Source organism: Erwinia typographi (assembly GCF_000773975.1).
Lineage (GTDB): Bacteria > Pseudomonadota > Gammaproteobacteria > Enterobacterales > Enterobacteriaceae > Erwinia > Erwinia typographi.
Genome location: NZ_JRUQ01000044.1, coordinates 127,128 through 143,511 on the forward strand (window position 1 = coordinate 127,128; position 16,384 = coordinate 143,511).

Sequence of the window (16,384 nt, forward strand, 5' to 3'; positions counted from 1 at the left end):
AAACGCCTCTCTGTAACTAACTTACGTAATGATTTACCGCCATATGAGCCGAGCCAGCGCGGGAAGACAACGCAAAAATACGACATTTCTCACAACCCTGAGAATAAACTTCGCCGTCTGTTGGAATATCTCGGGAAGATGAGCCATGCAAGCCGGACGGAAAGATAAATTGTTAATTATTACCGTCAAAAACCCATTGAAATTAACAAAAAATAAACATGAATTTGTCGTATTTTACCCACAAAATAAATTTATTTAACAAAATTGTAACCACAAAAATGATTAAATTTAACGAAAAACGTCGGCGATCACACTTTACGTCGTTGCCTGCCGGTTAGTGCAAAAACGCTTGCTATCTTGCTCCAGTGGTTAACGCCACATCTGATGACTATAAGCCTGCGCCAGGCGGGCAACATAAGCGGATACTCCGTCCTCTACATAAAGGGTTTGCTATGAAATTCAACGTCGCATTACTCAATGCATGTGTGGTTTCTGCCTGCATGCTGTTTACAACACCTTCTTTTTCCGCAGAAAAACATGATATCGCCGTGGTTGCGAAAGTGACCGGCATTCCGTGGTTTACCCGCATGGAAGTGGGCGTGAAAGAAGCCGCCACTAAGCTTGATGTTAACGCCTATCAGGTTGGCGGATCGACGCCCGATCCGGCCCAGCAGGTTAAGGTCATTGAAGACCTGATCGCCAAAAAAGTCGATGCGATCATCGTGGTGCCAAACGATGCAAAAGTGCTGGAGCCGGTGCTGAAAAAAGCCCGCGATCAGGGCATCGTGGTACTGAGCCATGAATCACCCGACCAGCAAATTGCCCAGTGGGATGTGGAAACCATCGACAGCCAGAAATACGCTGAGAAAAATATGGACGAGCTGGCCAGCGCCATGGGCGGCAAAGGCGGCTATGCCATCTACGTCGGCTCGCTGACCGTGCCGCTGCATAACGCCTGGGCCGACGCGGCCATTAAATATCAGAAGCAAAAATACCCGGAGATGCATGAAGTCACCTCCCGCCTGCCGGTGGCGGAGAGCATTGATAAATCCTACGCCACCACGCTCGATCTGATGCGGACCTATCCCGATCTGAAAGGGATTATCGGCTTTGGCTCACTGGGGCCAATCGGCGCCGGTCAGGCCGTGAAGAGTAAACGCGCGAAAAATAAAATTGCCGTGGTCGGCATCGCCATGCCTGCCCAGGCGGCCCCTTATCTCGCCTCTGGCGACATCAAAAAGGCGCTGCTGTGGGACCCGAAAGATGCCGGTTTTGCGCTGGTAAGCCTTGCCGATCAAATTCTGGATGGCAAACAGGTTGACGGCAATCTCAGCATTGACGGCTTAGGTAAAGCCGACGTCGATATGAAAACCCATGTGATCCGCTTTAACCGCATTCTTGAAGTCACCAAAGATAACGCCAAAACGCTGGGATTCTGATAGCTGAAGCCTGCCGGATAACCGGCAGGCTCACCGCCTGCGGTTTCGTTGCTGAGATGAGTATATTCTATGTCGCAAGCCTTTCTCTCTCTTGAAAAAATCAGCAAATCCTTTCCTGGCGTCCGCGCGCTGGATAACGTCAGTCTGACCCTGAATAAAGGGGAAGTTCACTGTCTGGCCGGCCAAAATGGCTGTGGGAAAAGCACGCTGATTAAAGTCATTTCCGGCGTCTATCAGCCCGATAAGGGGGCGCACATCGGCGTCGATGGCAAGCTGTTTAACCATCTGACGCCAGCGCTCTCCGCTTTTTATGGGGTGCAGGTGATCTATCAGGATCTGTCGCTGTTCCCTAATCTGACCGTGGCGGAGAATATTGCCGTCCACCGCTACCTGCCGGGCGGCGGCTTCTGGGTAAAACGCGCGGCGATGCGCAAACTGGCGGTCGACACGCTGCGACGGGTCGGCGTCACGCTCGATCCTGACCGTAAAGTCGAGAAGCTTTCCATCGCTGACCGTCAGCTGGTAGCTATCTGTCGCGCGCTGGCCGCCGAAGCCAGTCTGGTGATCATGGATGAGCCCACCGCCTCGCTAACTCGTCATGAGGTCAACGGCCTTCTGCGGGTGGTCAGCGAGCTGAAAGCCGCCGGAATCTGCGTGGTCTTCGTCAGCCACAAGCTGGATGAGGTGATGGAAGTGGCGGATCGCATCAGCGTAATGCGCGACGGCAAGCTGGTGGGCACATACCCCGCCAGCGAGCTGAACAGTGATGAGCTGGCGTTCCTGATGACCGGGCAGCGCTTTGCCTTCAGCCATCTGCCGGAGCGCGCTGATAAAAGCGAAACGCCCCTGCTGGAGGTGCGCAATCTGTCGCGCAAAGGCGAATATAAGTCGATCAATCTTAGCCTGCGGCGCGGAGAGATCACCTCGATTGTCGGCCTGCTGGGGGCCGGACGCACCGAGCTGTGCCTGTCGCTGTTTGGCATGACCCAGCCAGACAGCGGGGAGATCGACGTCGAGGGCAAGCCGGTGCGGCTGCACAGCAACCGTGACGCCATCCGTCATGGTATTGCCTATGTCTCAGAAGACCGACAGACCCAGGGGCTGGTGATGCAACAGTCGATTTTCGACAACATGTTGGTCTCGGTGTTTAACCGTTTGCACAACCGCGCCGGACTGCTGGATAACGGCAAAGCCCGTCGCCAGGTAGCCACCTTAATTAGCGAGCTGAATATCAAAGTCTCCGACAGCGCTCTGCCGGTGCAAACGCTCTCCGGGGGTAACGCACAGCGCGTAGCCATTGCAAAATGGGTCGCCACCGAGCCGAAAGTCCTGATCCTTGATTCTCCAACGGTGGGCGTCGATATCGCCAATAAAGAAGGTATCTACCGGATCGCCCGCGATCTGGCGGAATCCGGCATGGCGGTGCTGATGATTTGCGATGAGATCCCAGAAGCGTATTACAACAGCCATCGCGTGCTGGTGATGCGCAAAGGTGAACTGGTAGCCAGCTTTGCACCGCACCAGTGCCAGCAAGAAGAGATTGCCGGGGTGGTGAATGAATAACAAATTGCGTCAACTGATCGGCCATCACGAATTCTGGTTGGGAATGCTGATCCTGCTGCTGTGCGTCGGGCTGAGCCTGCGCACCAACGAATTCTTAACGCTCGGCAACCTGACGGACGTTGCCACCAGCTATGCCATTTTAGGCATTCTGGCCTGCGGTCTGTTTGTGGTGCTGATTGCCGGGGGCATTGATATTTCGTTCCCGGCGATGACGGCGATTGCCCAATACGTGATGGCCAGCACCCTGCTGGCCCACGGCGGCAACTTCCTGATGATCTTCGCCATCGCCATGGGCTGCGGCCTGCTGCTGGGGTTAATTAACGGCGCGCTGGTTTATTACCTGCGCGTCCCGGCGATTATCATTACCATCGCCACCCTCAACCTGTTCTATGGCCTGCTGGTGTGGTTCACCAACGGCACCTGGCTGTATGGCTTCCCCGACTGGTTTATGAACGGCATCAACTGGTTCTCCTTTACCGCGGCCGACGGCTATGAATATGGCCTGACGCTGCCGTTGCTCTGCCTGCTGGCGGTATTTGTGCTGACCGGCGTTCTGATGCGCTATACCCGGCTGGGACGGCAGATTTATGCCGCGGGCGGCAACCGTGAATCCGCCTCGCGGCTGGGGATGAATCTGCTCAGGCTGCATTTTTATGTCTATGGCTATATGGGGCTGCTGGCCGGGGTAGCGGCGGTGGTGCAGGCGCAAACCACTCAATCGGTGGCGCCTAACTCGCTGGTCGGCTATGAGCTGACCGTACTGGCCGCCGTGGTGCTCGGCGGCACCAGCATGACCGGCGGGCGCGGCTCGCTGGTGGGGACGCTGCTCGGCGTACTGCTGCTGGCCTTCCTGCAAAATGGCCTGACGCTGCTGGCCGTCTCCTCCTACTGGCATATGGTGTTCAGCGGTCTGATTATACTGATTAGCGTCAGCGCCACCGCGTGGAACGAAAAACGCAAACTGGCGAAGGGGATTTAAGATGAGCACACTAATAAAAATCTTACCGGGCGACCGAATTATTCGCCTACAGCTACTGATGATTGTGGTGGTGCTGGCGCTGTTCTCCTTAACGCTGGGCGGCCGCTTCTTCAGCGCCGGTAATTTTCAGTCGATTTCCACGCAGCTTCCGGTACTGGGCCTGCTGGCGTTCGGCATGGGCCTGACCATGCTGACCGGCGGCATCAACCTGTCGATTATCGCCAGCGCCAATGCCTGCTCGCTGCTGATGGCGGCGATTATCGTCGCGCATCCCGGCCAGCCGCTGTTTCTGCTGCTGGCATTGGTTGCCGGTGCGCTGCTGGCGGTGCTGATCGGCACGCTGAACGGCATTCTTATCGCGGTAATCGGCGTTTCGCCGATTCTTGCCACGCTCGGCACCATGACGCTGATTGCCGGCTTAAATATTCTGCTGTCGAACGGCGCGGTAATCTCCGGCTTCCCGCCGCTGATTCAGTTTCTGGGTAATGGCGATCTGTTTGGCGTTCCCTTTGCCCTGCTGCTGTTTTTACTGGTGGCGTTTGCGCTCTGGCTGCTGCTGGAACAAACCACGCTGGGCCGCAGCATCGCTCTGCTCGGCTCCAACGAGCAGGCCACGCGCTTCAGCGGCATTAATACCGCCAAAGTACAGATCGCCGTTTATATTTTCTCCGCCCTGCTGAGCTGGGGCGCAGCCCTGCTGATGATGTCGATGTTTAACTCCGCCAAGGCCGGTTACGGCGAGTCCTGGCTGCTGGTGACCATTCTGGCGTCGGTGCTGGGCGGGGTAAATCCTGATGGCGGCTTTGGTCGGGTGCTCGGCATGGTGCTGGCGCTGATCGTCTTACAGATGATTGAGAGCGGGCTCAATCTACTGGGCGTGAGCAGCTATCTCACCATGGCGCTGTGGGGCGGCGTGCTTATCCTGTTTATTGCGTTACAGAATCGCAGAACCTGACGGTCGAGGCTAATAATGACAAGTTACTATCTGGGTGTGGATGTAGGAACCGGCAGCGCACGGGCAGGGATTTTCGATCTCAAAGGCCGGATGATGGGGCAGGCCAGTCGCGAGATTGCCCTGTTCCGTCCGCAGGCTGACTTTGTGGAACAATCGTCTGACGATATCTGGCAGGCCGTTTGTCAGGCGGTGCGGGATGCCGTCAATCAGAGCAATATCAATCCGGTGCAGATCAAAGGGATTGGCTTTGACGCCACCTGTTCACTGGTGGTGCTGGATAAAGAGGGTAAGCCGCTGACGGTCAGCCCGTCTGGTCGCAGCGAGCAAAATATTATTGTCTGGATGGATCACCGCGCAATTTTGCAGGCGGAACGCATCAATGCCACCCAGCATCGGGTGCTCGATTATGTTGGCGGAGTGATCTCCCCTGAAATGCAAACGCCAAAGCTGCTGTGGCTGAAGCAGCATATGCCGAACAGCTGGCAGAATATCGGCCACCTGTTCGATCTGCCTGACTTCCTGACCTGGCGGGCGACCCAGGACGAGACCCGATCGCTCTGTTCTCTGGTATGTAAATGGACCTATATGGGCCATGAAAACCGCTGGGACGAGAGCTATTTCCGTCAGATTGGCCTTGACGATCTGCTGGAGCATGATGCGGCCAAAATCGGCCGCGATGTTAAAACGATGGGCGAACCGCTCGGCTATGGATTAACTCAGCGTGCGGCCAGCGAGCTGGGATTACTGCCCGGCACGGCGGTCAGCGTATCGATTATCGATGCCCACGCGGGGAGCCTGGGGACGCTGGGCGCAGCGGGAGCCTCCGGGGAGCATGCCGATTTCGACCGCCGTATTGCCCTGATCGGCGGCACCTCTACCGGCCATATGGCTATCTCAAAAGAGCCACGCTTTATTAAAGGCGTCTGGGGACCGTATTTCTCGGCGATCCTGCCCGATCTGTGGCTGAATGAGGGCGGGCAGTCTGCCACCGGCGCGCTAATCGATCATATGATCCAGTCCCATCCCTGCTATGCCACGCTGCGTGAACAGGGAAAATCCCTGGGCAAAACCATTTATGAAATGCTGAACGATCTGCTGCGAAAAATGGCGGGAGAGCCGGAAAAAATTGCTTTTCTGACCCGCGATATCCATATGCTCCCCTACTTTCACGGCAACCGCTCGCCGCGAGCCAACCCGCATCTGACCGGCATACTGACCGGACTGAAGCTTTCACGCACGCCGGAAGATATGGCGCTGCACTATCTGGCCACCATCCAGGCGATTGCCCTCGGCGCACGGCATATTATTGAAACCATGAACCAGACCGGTTACAGCATTGACACCATTATGGCCAGCGGCGGCGGCACCAAAAATCCGGTTTTTGTTCAGGAACATGCTAACGCGACCGGCTGCGCGATGTTGCTGCCGGAGGAGAGCGAAGCTATGCTGCTGGGCAGCGCGATGATGGGCACCGTTGCCGCCGGCGTGTATGACTCGCTGCCTGAGGCAATGAACGCCATGAGCCGGATTGGGAAAACCGTCACGCCGCAAACCAATGAGATTAAACAGTATTACGATCGCAAGTATCGGGTGTTTCGTGAACTGTACCATGACCATATGAAGTACCATCAGATGATGCAGGAGGCCTGATGCCGGGTGAAGAAGCTGGCGGCAGGCAACCGCTGGCTCCCTCACCCAGACGCAGAGAAATACACAATGGATGGAAAAGAGATTCAGGAAACGGCGATAAAAGTCGCCAGCGCGCTGCCTTCTGCCGAGCTTTGCTACCCTTTCGGGCCTGAGTATGAGGTATTTAAGGTGCGTGGCAAGATGTTTGCGCTAATGGCTCAGGTACGCGGTGAAAGGATCGTTAACCTGAAATGTGAGCCGGAAAATTCCCTGCTGCAACGGGCGATCTACGACAGTATTCACCCGGCCTACCATATGAATAAACGGCACTGGATCTCGATCTATCCGGGGGGACAGATTACGGAAGGATTAGTCCAGCAGCTGGTTGAGGAGTCTTACGATTTGGTGGTTGCCGGGCTACCGAAAAGGCGGCGGCCGATGGAGAAAAGAGAAACCTGAAAACGGGGGCGAAGGTTCGCCCCCGTTGGCGTTAGTCGAGCTTACGCATCACCAGCGTGGCGTTGGTGCCGCCAAAGCCGAAGCTGTTAGACATGACGGTTTTCAGCTTCTGTTGGGTTGGCTTAGTCACGATATTCAGCCCCTGCGCAGCCGGATCCAGCTCATCGATGTTGATGCTTGGCGCGATAAAACCATGCTCCAGCATCAGCAGAGAGTAAATGGCTTCCTGCACGCCAGCAGCCCCCAGCGAGTGGCCGGTCATGGCTTTGGTCGCGGACATCGCAGGCATAGTGTCGTTAAACACTTCACGAATAGCGCCCAGCTCTTTGACATCGCCCACTGGCGTAGAGGTGCCGTGAGTGTTGAGGTAGTCAATTGGAGTATTGACGTCGGCCATGGCCAGACGCATACAGCGCATTGCGCCTTCACCCGAAGGAGCAACCATGTCCGCACCGTCAGAGGTGGCGCCGTAGCCAACCACTTCTGCATAAATGTGCGCACCGCGAGCCAGCGCGTGCTCCAGCTCTTCTACCACCACCATGCCGCCGCCGCCAGCGATAACAAAGCCGTCACGGCTGGTATCGTAAGTACGGGACGCTTTTTCAGGGGTTTCGTTATATTTGGTCGACAGCGCGCCCATCGCATCGAACTCGCAGGACATTTCCCAGCACAGCTCTTCGCCGCCGCCGGCAAACACCACATCCTGCTTGCCCAGCTGGATCTGCTCAACCGCGTTACCGATACAGTGAGCGGAAGTGGCGCAGGCGGAGCTGATCGAGTAGTTCACGCCGTGAATTCTGAACGGGGTAGCCAGGCAGGCGGAGACGCCTGAAGCCATCGCTTTGGTAACCATATAAGGACCGACGCCGCGCAGGCCTTTCGCACGCATACCGTCAACGCTGGCCGCCTGGTAGAAAGGCGAGCCGCCGCCGGAACCGGCAACCAAACCCACGCGCGGGTTGTTCTGATACTGCTCAGCGGTCAGACCGGAGTCTTTTACCGCTTCCAGCATAGAGATGTAAGCATAAATGGACGCATCGCTCATGAAACGCAACACTTTGCGATCGATGAGGCCGGAGATTTCGTCTTTAGACAGTTTGACGTTACCCCAGACGTGACTACGCATGCCGGAATCTTTCAGCTCCTGCGAGAAGGTAATGCCGGAGCGCCCCTCACGCAGAGACGCCAGGACTTCCTCCTGGTTATTACCAATGCTGGAAACGATACCCAGGCCAGTAATCACTGCACGTTTCATTCAATACCTCATTCACTACTTATATTAGGATTCGACACGCACTTTAGCTTACAGTTGTACGCCGAACAAGTCCGATCAGCGTTTAACTTTTGTAAATTTGCGTGGGCCAGCTCACACCGTTACAATCGCGCCACCGCCTGATAACTGAGCTTTTACCTTGAAAACCGCCCCGATCGAACATGCTGAACTGAGCTGGAATGAACAGGGTACACCTGTATCCCGAGCGTTTGGCGACGTCTACTTCTCCAACGAGAATGGTCTGGAAGAGACGCGCCACGTCTTCCTTGGCGGCAACCAGCTGCCCGCTCGATTTGCTCAGCATCCGCGCGATTTATTTATCGCCGCCGAGACGGGTTTCGGGACCGGGCTCAATTTTTTCACCCTCTGGCAGGCGTTCGATCGCTTCCGTGAAGCTCACCCAGACGCTACGTTACAGCGTTTACACTTCATCAGCTGTGAGAAATATCCTTTAAGCGCTGCGGATTTAGCCAGCGCCCTGGCCAACTGGCCGGAGCTGGCCGGGTATGCCGCTAAGCTGTGCGAACGGTGGCCGGAGGCCCTGCCCGGCTGTCACCGGCTGCTGCTCGACGGCGGTCGCGTTACGCTGGACCTGTGGTTTGGCGATATTAACCAGCTGATCCACACTTTTGATGACAGTCTGCAACAGCAGGTCGACGCCTGGTTCCTCGATGGTTTTGCGCCGTCAAAAAATCCCGATATGTGGACGCCAGAGCTGTTTGCCTGCATGGCGAAGCTGGCGCGAAAAGGTGCCACCTTCGCCACGTTTACCGCCGCTGGCTTCGTGCGCAGAGGGTTGCAGGACGCCGGGTTTACCGTGATCCGCAGCAAAGGGTTTGGCCCCAAGCGCGAGATGCTGTGCGGTTCGCTTGAGCAACCGCTTAACACCCGCGCGCAGCTGCCCTGGTATTCACGCCCGGCGGCCGAAGGCGATGATATCGCCATTATCGGCGGCGGCATCGCCAGCGCCCTGCTCTCCCTTGCGCTGCTGCGCCGGGGGAAACAGGTGACCTTATATTGTGCCGATGCCCAGGCCGCTGAAGGTGCCTCCGGCAATCGTCAGGGCGCTCTTTATCCGTTACTCAACCAGCACGACCCGGCGCTGGCCCGCTTTTTCCCTGCGGCCTTCACCTTCGCCCGTCGCCTTTATGACAGCCTGCCGGTGACGTTCGACCATGACTGGTGCGGCGTCACTCAACTGGGCTGGGACGAAAAAAGTCAGCAGAAGATCGCTAAGCTGCGGAGCATGAATCTGCCGAAAGCGATAGTCCGCGAGGTGTCGACGGCGGAAGCGGAAGCGCTCTGCGGCGTGGAAACCGGCTGTGGAGGGATGACCTGGCCTTCCGGCGGCTGGCTCTCGCCGGGGCAGCTCACGCCCGCGCTGGTTGAGCTGGCGCAGCAGCAGGGCCTGCGGGTTTGCTGGCAGCATACGCTGAGTGAACTGATCCCGACCGAAGCTGGCTGGCGGCTGCGGTTCAGCTCCCAGCCTGAGCAGGCGCATCGTAACGTGGTGCTGGCGACGGGCCACACGCTGGCCTCGTTTGCGCAAAGCGAAATGCTGCCTGCCTACGCCGTCAGCGGCCAGGTCAGCCATATCCCCACCACGCCAGGCCTGAACCCGCTGAAACAGGTGCTGTGCTACGATGGCTACCTGACGCCGGCCAATCCGCATAACCAGCATCATTGCATTGGCGCCAGCTATCATCGCGCCGACGCCTCGACGGCTTACAGCGCAGAGGACCAGCAGGAAAACCGCGAACGGCTAATCCGCTGCCTGCCGAAGGCCAACTGGGCAAAAGAGGTGGATGTCAGCGCCGGAGAGTCACGCAGCGGCGTACGCTGTGCTTCCCGCGATCATTTACCGATGGTCGGTCCCCTACCCGACTATCAGCAGACGCTGGCGCAGTATGCAGACCTGGCGCAGCACAGGGACGAAGTACCGCCAGCGCCGGTACACCAGGGACTTTTTGTTCTGGGAGCCTTAGGTTCACGCGGGTTATGCAGCGGCCCGCTGGGGGCAGAAGTCCTGGCCGCCGAACTTTGCGGCGAGCCGATTCCGCTCGACGCCGACACGCTAGCGGCCCTGCACCCTAATCGCTACTGGGTAAGGAAATTACTGAAGGGTAAAGCGGTTAAAACGGCTGGATAAGAGGAAAACGGCTGGCGAGAGCCAGGCGGCCAGCGGCCGCCTGGTCATCAGCCCGGCTTGCGGGCCTGAAGGAACAGATTGTCCCACATGCCAATCACCAGCGCCTGATCGCGCGGCGACAGTTCACCGGCCTGAATAGCGTTCTGCAGGCTGTTCTGCACCTGAATCTGCAAGGCTTCAGGCGTGTGATCGCCAGTCAACTCAACCTCGGCGACCGCCAGGGTCAGATGCCCGCGCAGATAGCCGCTGGCAAAAAGCTCGTCGTCACTGGCGCTTTCCACCATGTCGTCGATCAGGGCCAGAATGCGCGCCTCAAATTCATCGATCATACAATTCCTTATTCGTTCTTTCCCCGCGATCACAGATCTTCCGGCCAGGGAAAGTTTGCCGCCGTCAACGGGGGCGTTGAGTAATACGAACAGAGTTCAGCAATAAAACGCGCCGGGCGAGCCGGAAGGCCCTTTTCCAGATGATTCATTACCTGAGCATGGACTTTGCGCTGAAACGCAATGCGATCCGGCTCACAATCTCCATTGAGATTGTCACAACTTACATTGAAGGGAAACCCTGCCGCAACACAAAACATCCACTCCAGCGACTGGGGTTTCACTTCCACCGCTTCGAACTGGCCCTGGGTCATGGCATCGCGCCCGTCCGGGCAATACCAGTAGCCAAAATCCACCTGCTTGCGACGTTCTTCTCCGGCAATGCACCAGTGCGAAATTTCATGTAACGCGCTGGCGTAATAGCCGTGGGCAAACACAACGCGATGGTAATCCACCTCGTCATCGGCAGGAAGATAAATGGGTTCGTCCTCACCTTTAATCAGGCGTGTCTGAAAATCGTTAAAAAAGCAGCGGTCAAAGATGTCAATCAGCTGCGAATAGTGGTGGGTATCGTTCATTTTTGCTTTCTTCTGAGACGTTAAAAATCATATTAACTCACTGCACCTGAGCACAGGGCAGATCCTTCTGCCGGAGGCGTCAGCCGAAAAGATGGCGACACCAGGAAGCAATGGCCGCGCCGTGGCTGTCATACAGCAGCCTGGCACTCATCACCGCCGAAACGATGACCACCATCGGGCGAATCAGCGTTTGTCCACGGCTGAGCACCATACGCGCGCCTAAACGCGCGCCGCAAATAGCCCCTAACAACATTACCAGACCGGTGCCCCACACCACTTTGCCGCCAAACATAAAGAACAGCAGGCCGCCAAAGTTGGAGGTGAAGTTGAGGATTTTGGCATGGGCGGTGGATTTTGCCAGGTTAAAACCGCACAGCGTAACGAAGGCCAGCGCGTAAAAAGATCCCGCGCCCGGTCCAAAGAAGCCATCATAAAACCCCACGCAGCCACCGGCCACCAGCGCAAACGGCAGGCCGTGCAGGCGACGCTGGCGATCTTCTTCGCCAATTTTGGGCATCAGCAGGAAGTACAGCCCGATGGCGATCAGCAGGAGCGGCAGGATCTGACGCAGCAGCCCGGCCTGAATATGCTGGACCAGGGTGGCGCCAGTCACCGCCCCGATAAAAGCCATGGCGATGTTAAGCTTCTGCTCCCGCAGGTTTACCGCTTTGCGCCGCACAAAATAGAGGCTCGCTGAGAAAGAGCCGCCGACCGACTGTAGCTTGTTGGTCGCTATCGCCTGGGCCGGCGTGAGGCCTACGGTCATCAGTGCCGGAACCGTCAGCAGCCCGCCGCCCCCGGCAATCGAATCAATAAATGCCGCCAGCATGGCAATGAAAAACAGCAGCCCAACCAGTAGCGGGCTGATGACAAACCAATCCATTTTCTATCCCTACAGCAGATGTTTATCCAGTAAAGCCTGACAGGAAGGCGGTAACGGTGGTGGCTCGCGCTTCACCGGCGCACCGCTGCCGGGTTTTGGCGGCAGGAACCAGCTTTGCAGTTCGGCACCACAGCCGTCGCCCGGCGGCGGCGCAGGCTGATCCTGGCACTCATGGCTCCCCACCGGGCAGCGCAGGCGTACGTGCATGTGCGCGCGGTGACCAAACCACGGACGTACCTTATGCAGCCAGTCACGATCGGCTCCCGCATCGGCGCAAAGCTGCTTTTTGATTGCAGGATTGACGAAGATACGCGTCACTTCGTCGTCTTTCGCCGCCAGCTTGATCAGGCTGTCAATCTCCGGCTGCCAGTGACGCGCCAGCACATTTTTGCCATCCGCCGCGACCAGATCCAGCGGCTGCGGTTTAAGCAGCATCTGCGAGCTCCAGCGCGTTTTGGGCAGCTGTAGCCAGATGTCCACATCCAGCCCCGACTGGTGGCTGGCATGACCGCTGCTGAAACGACCGCCAGCGGCCATGCCCATATCGCCAATCAGCACTTCGCCAAGCTGCAAATGATTAACCTGGCTGCTCAGGCGCTGTATAAAGAGAATTAAATCAGGGTGCCCGAAGTAACGACGCTGATCCTGGCGCATCACCTGATAATCAGGCGCGTTGAGCGGCAGCTCCTGCGCGCCGATAATGCAGCCGTTAGCAAACTGACCAATCGACTGCGGCGCTCCGCTAATCGGCTGACGGATTGACTGCCAGGGGGTTGCCGCCAGAGCCGAAGCACTGGCCAGCAGCGCGCAAAGCGCAAACAGCGTCTTTTTCATGCGGTCACCAGCGAGGAATGTCCGTGTGCACGTCGGCGTTCTGAGCACGCTGACGCAATAAATGATCCATCAGTACGATCGCCATCATCGCTTCCGCGATCGGCACCGCGCGAATACCTACGCAGGGATCGTGACGACCTTTAGTGATCATCTCAACTTCTTCACCGAAGCGGTTGATGGTTTTACCCGGTACGGTAATGCTGGAGGTCGCCTTCATGGCAAGGTGCGCCAGGATCGGCTGCCCGCTGCTGATGCCGCCAAGAATGCCGCCCGCATGGTTGCTCTGGAAGCCGTCGGCACGGATTTCATCACGGTGCTGGCTGCCGCGCTGGCCGATCACCGCAAAACCGTCGCCGATCTCCACGCCTTTTACCGCGTTGATGCTCATCAGCGCGTGGGCCAGATCGGCGTCCAGCCGATCAAACACCGGCTCGCCAAGGCCAACGGGGACATTTTCAGCCATTACCGACACTTTCGCCCCGATAGAGTCGCCTTCTTTTTTCAGCGTGCGCATCAGCTCGTCCAGCGCCTCAAGCTTGTCCGGGTCCGGGCAGAAGAACGGGTTCTGTTCTACCTGATCCCAGTCCTTCAGCTCACAGGCCACTTCGCCAATCTGCGCCAGGTAGCCACGGACTCTGATACCGTGCTTAAGCTCAAGATACTTTTTGGCAATCGCGCCTGCGGCCACGCGCATTGCCGTTTCCCTCGCCGAGGAGCGACCGCCGCCACGGTAATCGCGCAGCCCGTATTTCTGTTCATAGGTGTAGTCAGCGTGACCAGGGCGGAACACGTCCTTGATCGCGCTGTAATCCTGCGAGCGCTGGTCAGTATTTTCAATCAGCAGACCGATACTGGTACCGGTGGTGACGCCTTCAAAGACCCCGGAGAGAATCTTTACCTGGTCCGGCTCGCGGCGCTGCGTGGTATAGCGTGAAGTGCCGGGGCGACGGCGATCCAGATCGTGCTGCAAATCGGCTTCGGTTAGCGGAATGCCGGGGGGCACGCCGTCAATGATGCAGCCAAGCGCCACGCCGTGAGACTCACCGAAAGTCGTGACGCGAAAAAGCTGTCCAATGGTGTTACCAGCCATGATGTCCCCTTTTATTGTTCTTCATTAATTTTTATAGCTGCTGAAGTGGTGCTGCGCATCCACAATCTGTTGACGGGTGAGCATAAAGACGCCGTCGCCGCCGTTGGCGAACTCCAGCCAGTTAAACGGCACGTCAGGATATTGCTCAATCAGATGCACCATGCTGTTGCCCACTTCACAAATCAGTACGCCCTGCTCGCTCAGGTAGTCCGGCGCGTTAGCCAGGATACGGCGAGCCAGCGCCAGGCCATCGCTGCCCGCGGCCAGGCCCAGTTCAGGCTCGTGACGATATTCGTTCGGCAGGTCGTCCATATCCTCTTCATCCACGTAAGGCGGATTGGTGACGATCAAATCGTAGAGGGTTTTTGGCAGCTCGCGGAACAGATCCGAGCCGATCGGCGTCACGTTATGCTCAAGACCGTGGGCGGCAATATTTTGTTCGGCCACCGCCAGCGCGTCGCTGGAAATGTCCACCGCATCCACTTCGGCGTCCGGGAAGGCATAGGCGCAGGCAATCGCGATGCAGCCGCTGCCGGTGCACATATCAAGAATATGGGCAGGCTCGTGGGGGAGCAGCGTGGCGAAGCGCTCATTAATCAGCTCGCCAATTGGCGAACGAGGGACCAGCACGCGCTCATCAACGTAGAATTCATGCCCGCAAAACCAGGCTTTATTGGTCAGGTAAGAGACCGGGATGCGCTCATTAATACGGCGGATCACCCGCTCAACAATGCGGTGGCGCTCGCTGGAGGTCAGGCGCGCGGTACGCATATCTTCCGGGATATCCAGCGGCAAATACAGGGTGGGTAAGACCAGCTGAACAGCTTCGTCCCAGGGATTATCGGTGCCGTGACCATACCAGAGCTCGGCGGCGGAAAAACGACTGACCGACCAGCGCAGCATATCCTGAATGGTGTGCAGCTCGCTGACTGCCTCATCGACGAAAATTTTGTCCAAACTGCCCTCCACAGGCCTTGCGAAAACTCGGCAGCTAGTTTGCCATGAAGCTGACGATAATTCAGCGCGGCGGCGTGAAAAAGCTGACATTTGTTTTTTGCCGCAGCGAGTCAGGGTAGACTGTTGGCACTTGCTAAAATAGCGTATCGCGGCGTTTTGCGATCGTATAAGCCGGATAATGAGAACCCGATGAGCAAAAAACAGCCTCTCAGCGCCGAGGATCTCGCGCTATTTCGCGGATTAATGACCGGCACCCGAAAGCTGGCTCAGGATACTATCGTCCATAAGCCGCCGCGTAAGAAGATATCTGAAGTGCCGCAGAAAAAGCGGCTTTCCGAGCAGATGGACGCCAGCCACTATTTTTCGGATGAGTTTCAGCCGCTGCTGGCGGCGGAAGGTCCGACGCGCTACGTGCGCAGCGACGTCAGCCATTACGAGCTGAAAAAGCTACGCCGCGGCGATTATTCGCCGGAAATTTTTCTGGATTTACATGGATTAACGCAGAAGCAGGCGAAGGTGGAGCTGGGAGCGCTGATTGCGGCCTGTCGTCGCGAACACATTTTCTGCGCCAGCGTGATGCACGGTCACGGCAAGCACGTACTAAAACAGCAGACGCCGCTATGGCTGGCCCAGCATCCGATGGTGATGGCGTTTCATCAGGCTCCCAAGCCACTCGGCGGCGATGCCGTACTGCTGGTGCTGATTGAAGTAGAAGAGTGGCAGCCGCCTGAGCTTCCTTAAGACGGCTAAGGGCCAGAGGAATTGGCCCGCCAGCATTACATGGCTTTCGCCAGTTTAGAGGGGCTGACCTGCCACTCCAGCTTGCCGCTGCTGCTGTCGGCATCAAAATCAATGCTGGCAATCGCTGAGGTGGCAAACATCGGCGGCGCTTCCTGCGGGCAGAGCTCAGACACCAGGTAGCCAACCAGCGGCAGATGAGAAATCACCAGCACCGACTTCACGCCTTTCCTGGCCAGCACCTGAAGGTAGCTGGCAACCAGCGCGGGATCGCCGCCCGGCGTCAGTTCTGGCAACACTTCCTGCCCTTCCGGCAGCGTCAGCGCTTCACGGACCGTAGAAAGCGTCTGTTCAGCACGCAGGTAGGGGCTGACCAACACACGTTCGATATCTACCGTCTGGCCATTAAGCCATTTCGCCATCTGGCGTGATTCATCACATCCGCAATGAGTCAGGGGTCGTACTGAATCACTAGCTGCATCTAATGCCGCATCGCCGTGACGCATAATGAAAACTTGCATAATGCACCGCT

General features: G+C 57.3%; 16 protein-coding genes. 8 read left to right on the top strand and 8 right to left on the bottom strand.

What is annotated here, in order from left to right; translation table 11 throughout:
* Positions 1-452: 452 nt before the first annotated feature.
* From NG99_RS15855 to NG99_RS15880, 6 genes are all read left to right on the top strand, one after another.
* Complete coding sequence (locus NG99_RS15855) at positions 453-1,439, top strand: autoinducer 2 ABC transporter substrate-binding protein (protein ID WP_034894984.1); 987 nt, start codon at positions 453-455, stop codon at positions 1,437-1,439.
* 69 nt (positions 1,440-1,508) lie between these two features.
* Entirely contained in the window at positions 1,509-3,002 is a 1,494-nt protein-coding gene (locus NG99_RS15860) for a sugar ABC transporter ATP-binding protein (protein ID WP_034894987.1), read from the top strand.
* Positions 2,995-3,981, top strand: a complete 987-nt coding sequence (locus NG99_RS15865) for an ABC transporter permease (RefSeq protein WP_034894989.1) — start codon at positions 2,995-2,997, stop codon at positions 3,979-3,981. Before NG99_RS15860 ends, NG99_RS15865 begins: the two co-directional genes overlap by 8 nt.
* Position 3,982: 1 nt before the next feature.
* Complete coding sequence (locus tag NG99_RS15870; protein WP_034894992.1) at positions 3,983-4,936, top strand: ABC transporter permease; 954 nt, start codon at positions 3,983-3,985, stop codon at positions 4,934-4,936.
* Between the two features lie 15 nt (positions 4,937-4,951).
* Entirely contained in the window at positions 4,952-6,586 is a 1,635-nt protein-coding gene (locus NG99_RS15875; RefSeq protein WP_034894995.1) for an FGGY-family carbohydrate kinase, read from the top strand.
* Between the two features lie 66 nt (positions 6,587-6,652).
* Positions 6,653-7,024 carry an MmcQ/YjbR family DNA-binding protein gene (locus tag NG99_RS15880; RefSeq protein ID WP_034894998.1) on the top strand — a complete coding sequence of 124 codons (372 nt, stop codon included), beginning with the start codon at positions 6,653-6,655 and terminating at the stop codon, positions 7,022-7,024.
* Between the two features lie 31 nt (positions 7,025-7,055).
* Here NG99_RS15880 and fabB read toward each other — a convergent pair whose 3' ends face one another.
* Positions 7,056-8,279: a beta-ketoacyl-ACP synthase I gene (gene fabB / locus NG99_RS15885; RefSeq protein ID WP_034895000.1), complete on the bottom strand. Its 1,224-nt coding sequence runs from the start codon at positions 8,277-8,279 to the stop codon at positions 7,056-7,058.
* A gap of 157 nt (positions 8,280-8,436) precedes the next feature.
* On the opposite strand from fabB, the gene mnmC reads away from it, so the two are divergent.
* Positions 8,437-10,446: a bifunctional tRNA (5-methylaminomethyl-2-thiouridine)(34)-methyltransferase MnmD/FAD-dependent 5-carboxymethylaminomethyl-2-thiouridine(34) oxidoreductase MnmC gene (gene mnmC, locus NG99_RS15890; protein ID WP_034895003.1), complete on the top strand. Its 2,010-nt coding sequence runs from the start codon at positions 8,437-8,439 to the stop codon at positions 10,444-10,446.
* Positions 10,447-10,493: 47 nt separating this feature from the next.
* Here mnmC and NG99_RS15895 read toward each other — a convergent pair whose 3' ends face one another.
* The 6 genes from NG99_RS15895 to prmB all read right to left on the bottom strand — a co-directional run bounded on the left by NG99_RS15895 (position 10,494) and on the right by prmB (position 15,114).
* Positions 10,494-10,775, bottom strand: a complete 282-nt coding sequence (locus tag NG99_RS15895) for a YfcL family protein (protein ID WP_034895005.1) — start codon at positions 10,773-10,775, stop codon at positions 10,494-10,496.
* A gap of 29 nt (positions 10,776-10,804) precedes the next feature.
* Entirely contained in the window at positions 10,805-11,350 is a 546-nt protein-coding gene (locus NG99_RS15900; protein WP_034895008.1) for an elongation factor P hydroxylase, read from the bottom strand.
* 79 nt (positions 11,351-11,429) lie between these two features.
* A complete protein-coding gene (locus NG99_RS15905) occupies positions 11,430-12,233 on the bottom strand; it encodes a sulfite exporter TauE/SafE family protein (RefSeq protein WP_034895011.1) in 804 nt (267 codons plus the stop codon).
* A gap of 9 nt (positions 12,234-12,242) precedes the next feature.
* Entirely contained in the window at positions 12,243-13,067 is an 825-nt protein-coding gene (gene mepA, locus NG99_RS15910) for a penicillin-insensitive murein endopeptidase (RefSeq protein ID WP_034895015.1), read from the bottom strand.
* Positions 13,068-13,071: 4 nt separating this feature from the next.
* A complete protein-coding gene (gene aroC, locus NG99_RS15915) occupies positions 13,072-14,157 on the bottom strand; it encodes a chorismate synthase (protein ID WP_034895018.1) in 1,086 nt (361 codons plus the stop codon).
* Positions 14,158-14,181: 24 nt separating this feature from the next.
* Positions 14,182-15,114, bottom strand: coding sequence for a 50S ribosomal protein L3 N(5)-glutamine methyltransferase (gene prmB, locus NG99_RS15920; RefSeq protein WP_034895021.1), 933 nt, complete (start codon positions 15,112-15,114; stop codon positions 14,182-14,184).
* Between the two features lie 189 nt (positions 15,115-15,303).
* Between prmB and smrB the strand changes: the two genes are divergently transcribed.
* Entirely contained in the window at positions 15,304-15,855 is a 552-nt protein-coding gene (smrB, locus tag NG99_RS15925; RefSeq protein ID WP_034895024.1) for an endonuclease SmrB, read from the top strand.
* A gap of 35 nt (positions 15,856-15,890) precedes the next feature.
* On the opposite strand, the gene sixA is transcribed toward smrB, so the two are convergent.
* The gene (gene sixA / locus NG99_RS15930; protein ID WP_034895026.1) at positions 15,891-16,373 is read right to left on the bottom strand and encodes a phosphohistidine phosphatase SixA; all 483 of its coding nucleotides are present in this window, start codon (positions 16,371-16,373) and stop codon (positions 15,891-15,893) included.
* Positions 16,374-16,384: the final 11 nt, after the last annotated feature.

Excerpts from the sequence above, each read along its gene's own strand:
- aroC (WP_034895018.1), bottom strand. The coding sequence starts at position 14,157 with ATGGCTGGTAACACCATTGGACAGCTTTTTCGCGTCACGACTTTCGGT.
- NG99_RS15860 (WP_034894987.1), top strand. The coding sequence starts at position 1,509 with ATGTCGCAAGCCTTTCTCTCTCTTGAAAAAATCAGCAAATCCTTTCCT.
- NG99_RS15865 (WP_034894989.1), top strand. The coding sequence starts at position 2,995 with ATGAATAACAAATTGCGTCAACTGATCGGCCATCACGAATTCTGGTTG.
- NG99_RS15875 (WP_034894995.1), top strand. The coding sequence starts at position 4,952 with ATGACAAGTTACTATCTGGGTGTGGATGTAGGAACCGGCAGCGCACGG.
- mepA (WP_034895015.1), bottom strand. The coding sequence starts at position 13,067 with ATGAAAAAGACGCTGTTTGCGCTTTGCGCGCTGCTGGCCAGTGCTTCG.
- fabB (WP_034895000.1), bottom strand. The coding sequence starts at position 8,279 with ATGAAACGTGCAGTGATTACTGGCCTGGGTATCGTTTCCAGCATTGGT.
- NG99_RS15895 (WP_034895005.1), bottom strand. The coding sequence starts at position 10,775 with ATGATCGATGAATTTGAGGCGCGCATTCTGGCCCTGATCGACGACATG.
- NG99_RS15900 (WP_034895008.1), bottom strand. The coding sequence starts at position 11,350 with ATGAACGATACCCACCACTATTCGCAGCTGATTGACATCTTTGACCGC.
- sixA (WP_034895026.1), bottom strand. The coding sequence starts at position 16,373 with ATGCAAGTTTTCATTATGCGTCACGGCGATGCGGCATTAGATGCAGCT.
- NG99_RS15905 (WP_034895011.1), bottom strand. The coding sequence starts at position 12,233 with ATGGATTGGTTTGTCATCAGCCCGCTACTGGTTGGGCTGCTGTTTTTC.
- smrB (WP_034895024.1), top strand. The coding sequence starts at position 15,304 with ATGAGCAAAAAACAGCCTCTCAGCGCCGAGGATCTCGCGCTATTTCGC.
- NG99_RS15870 (WP_034894992.1), top strand. The coding sequence starts at position 3,983 with ATGAGCACACTAATAAAAATCTTACCGGGCGACCGAATTATTCGCCTA.
- NG99_RS15855 (WP_034894984.1), top strand. The coding sequence starts at position 453 with ATGAAATTCAACGTCGCATTACTCAATGCATGTGTGGTTTCTGCCTGC.
- NG99_RS15880 (WP_034894998.1), top strand. The coding sequence starts at position 6,653 with ATGGATGGAAAAGAGATTCAGGAAACGGCGATAAAAGTCGCCAGCGCG.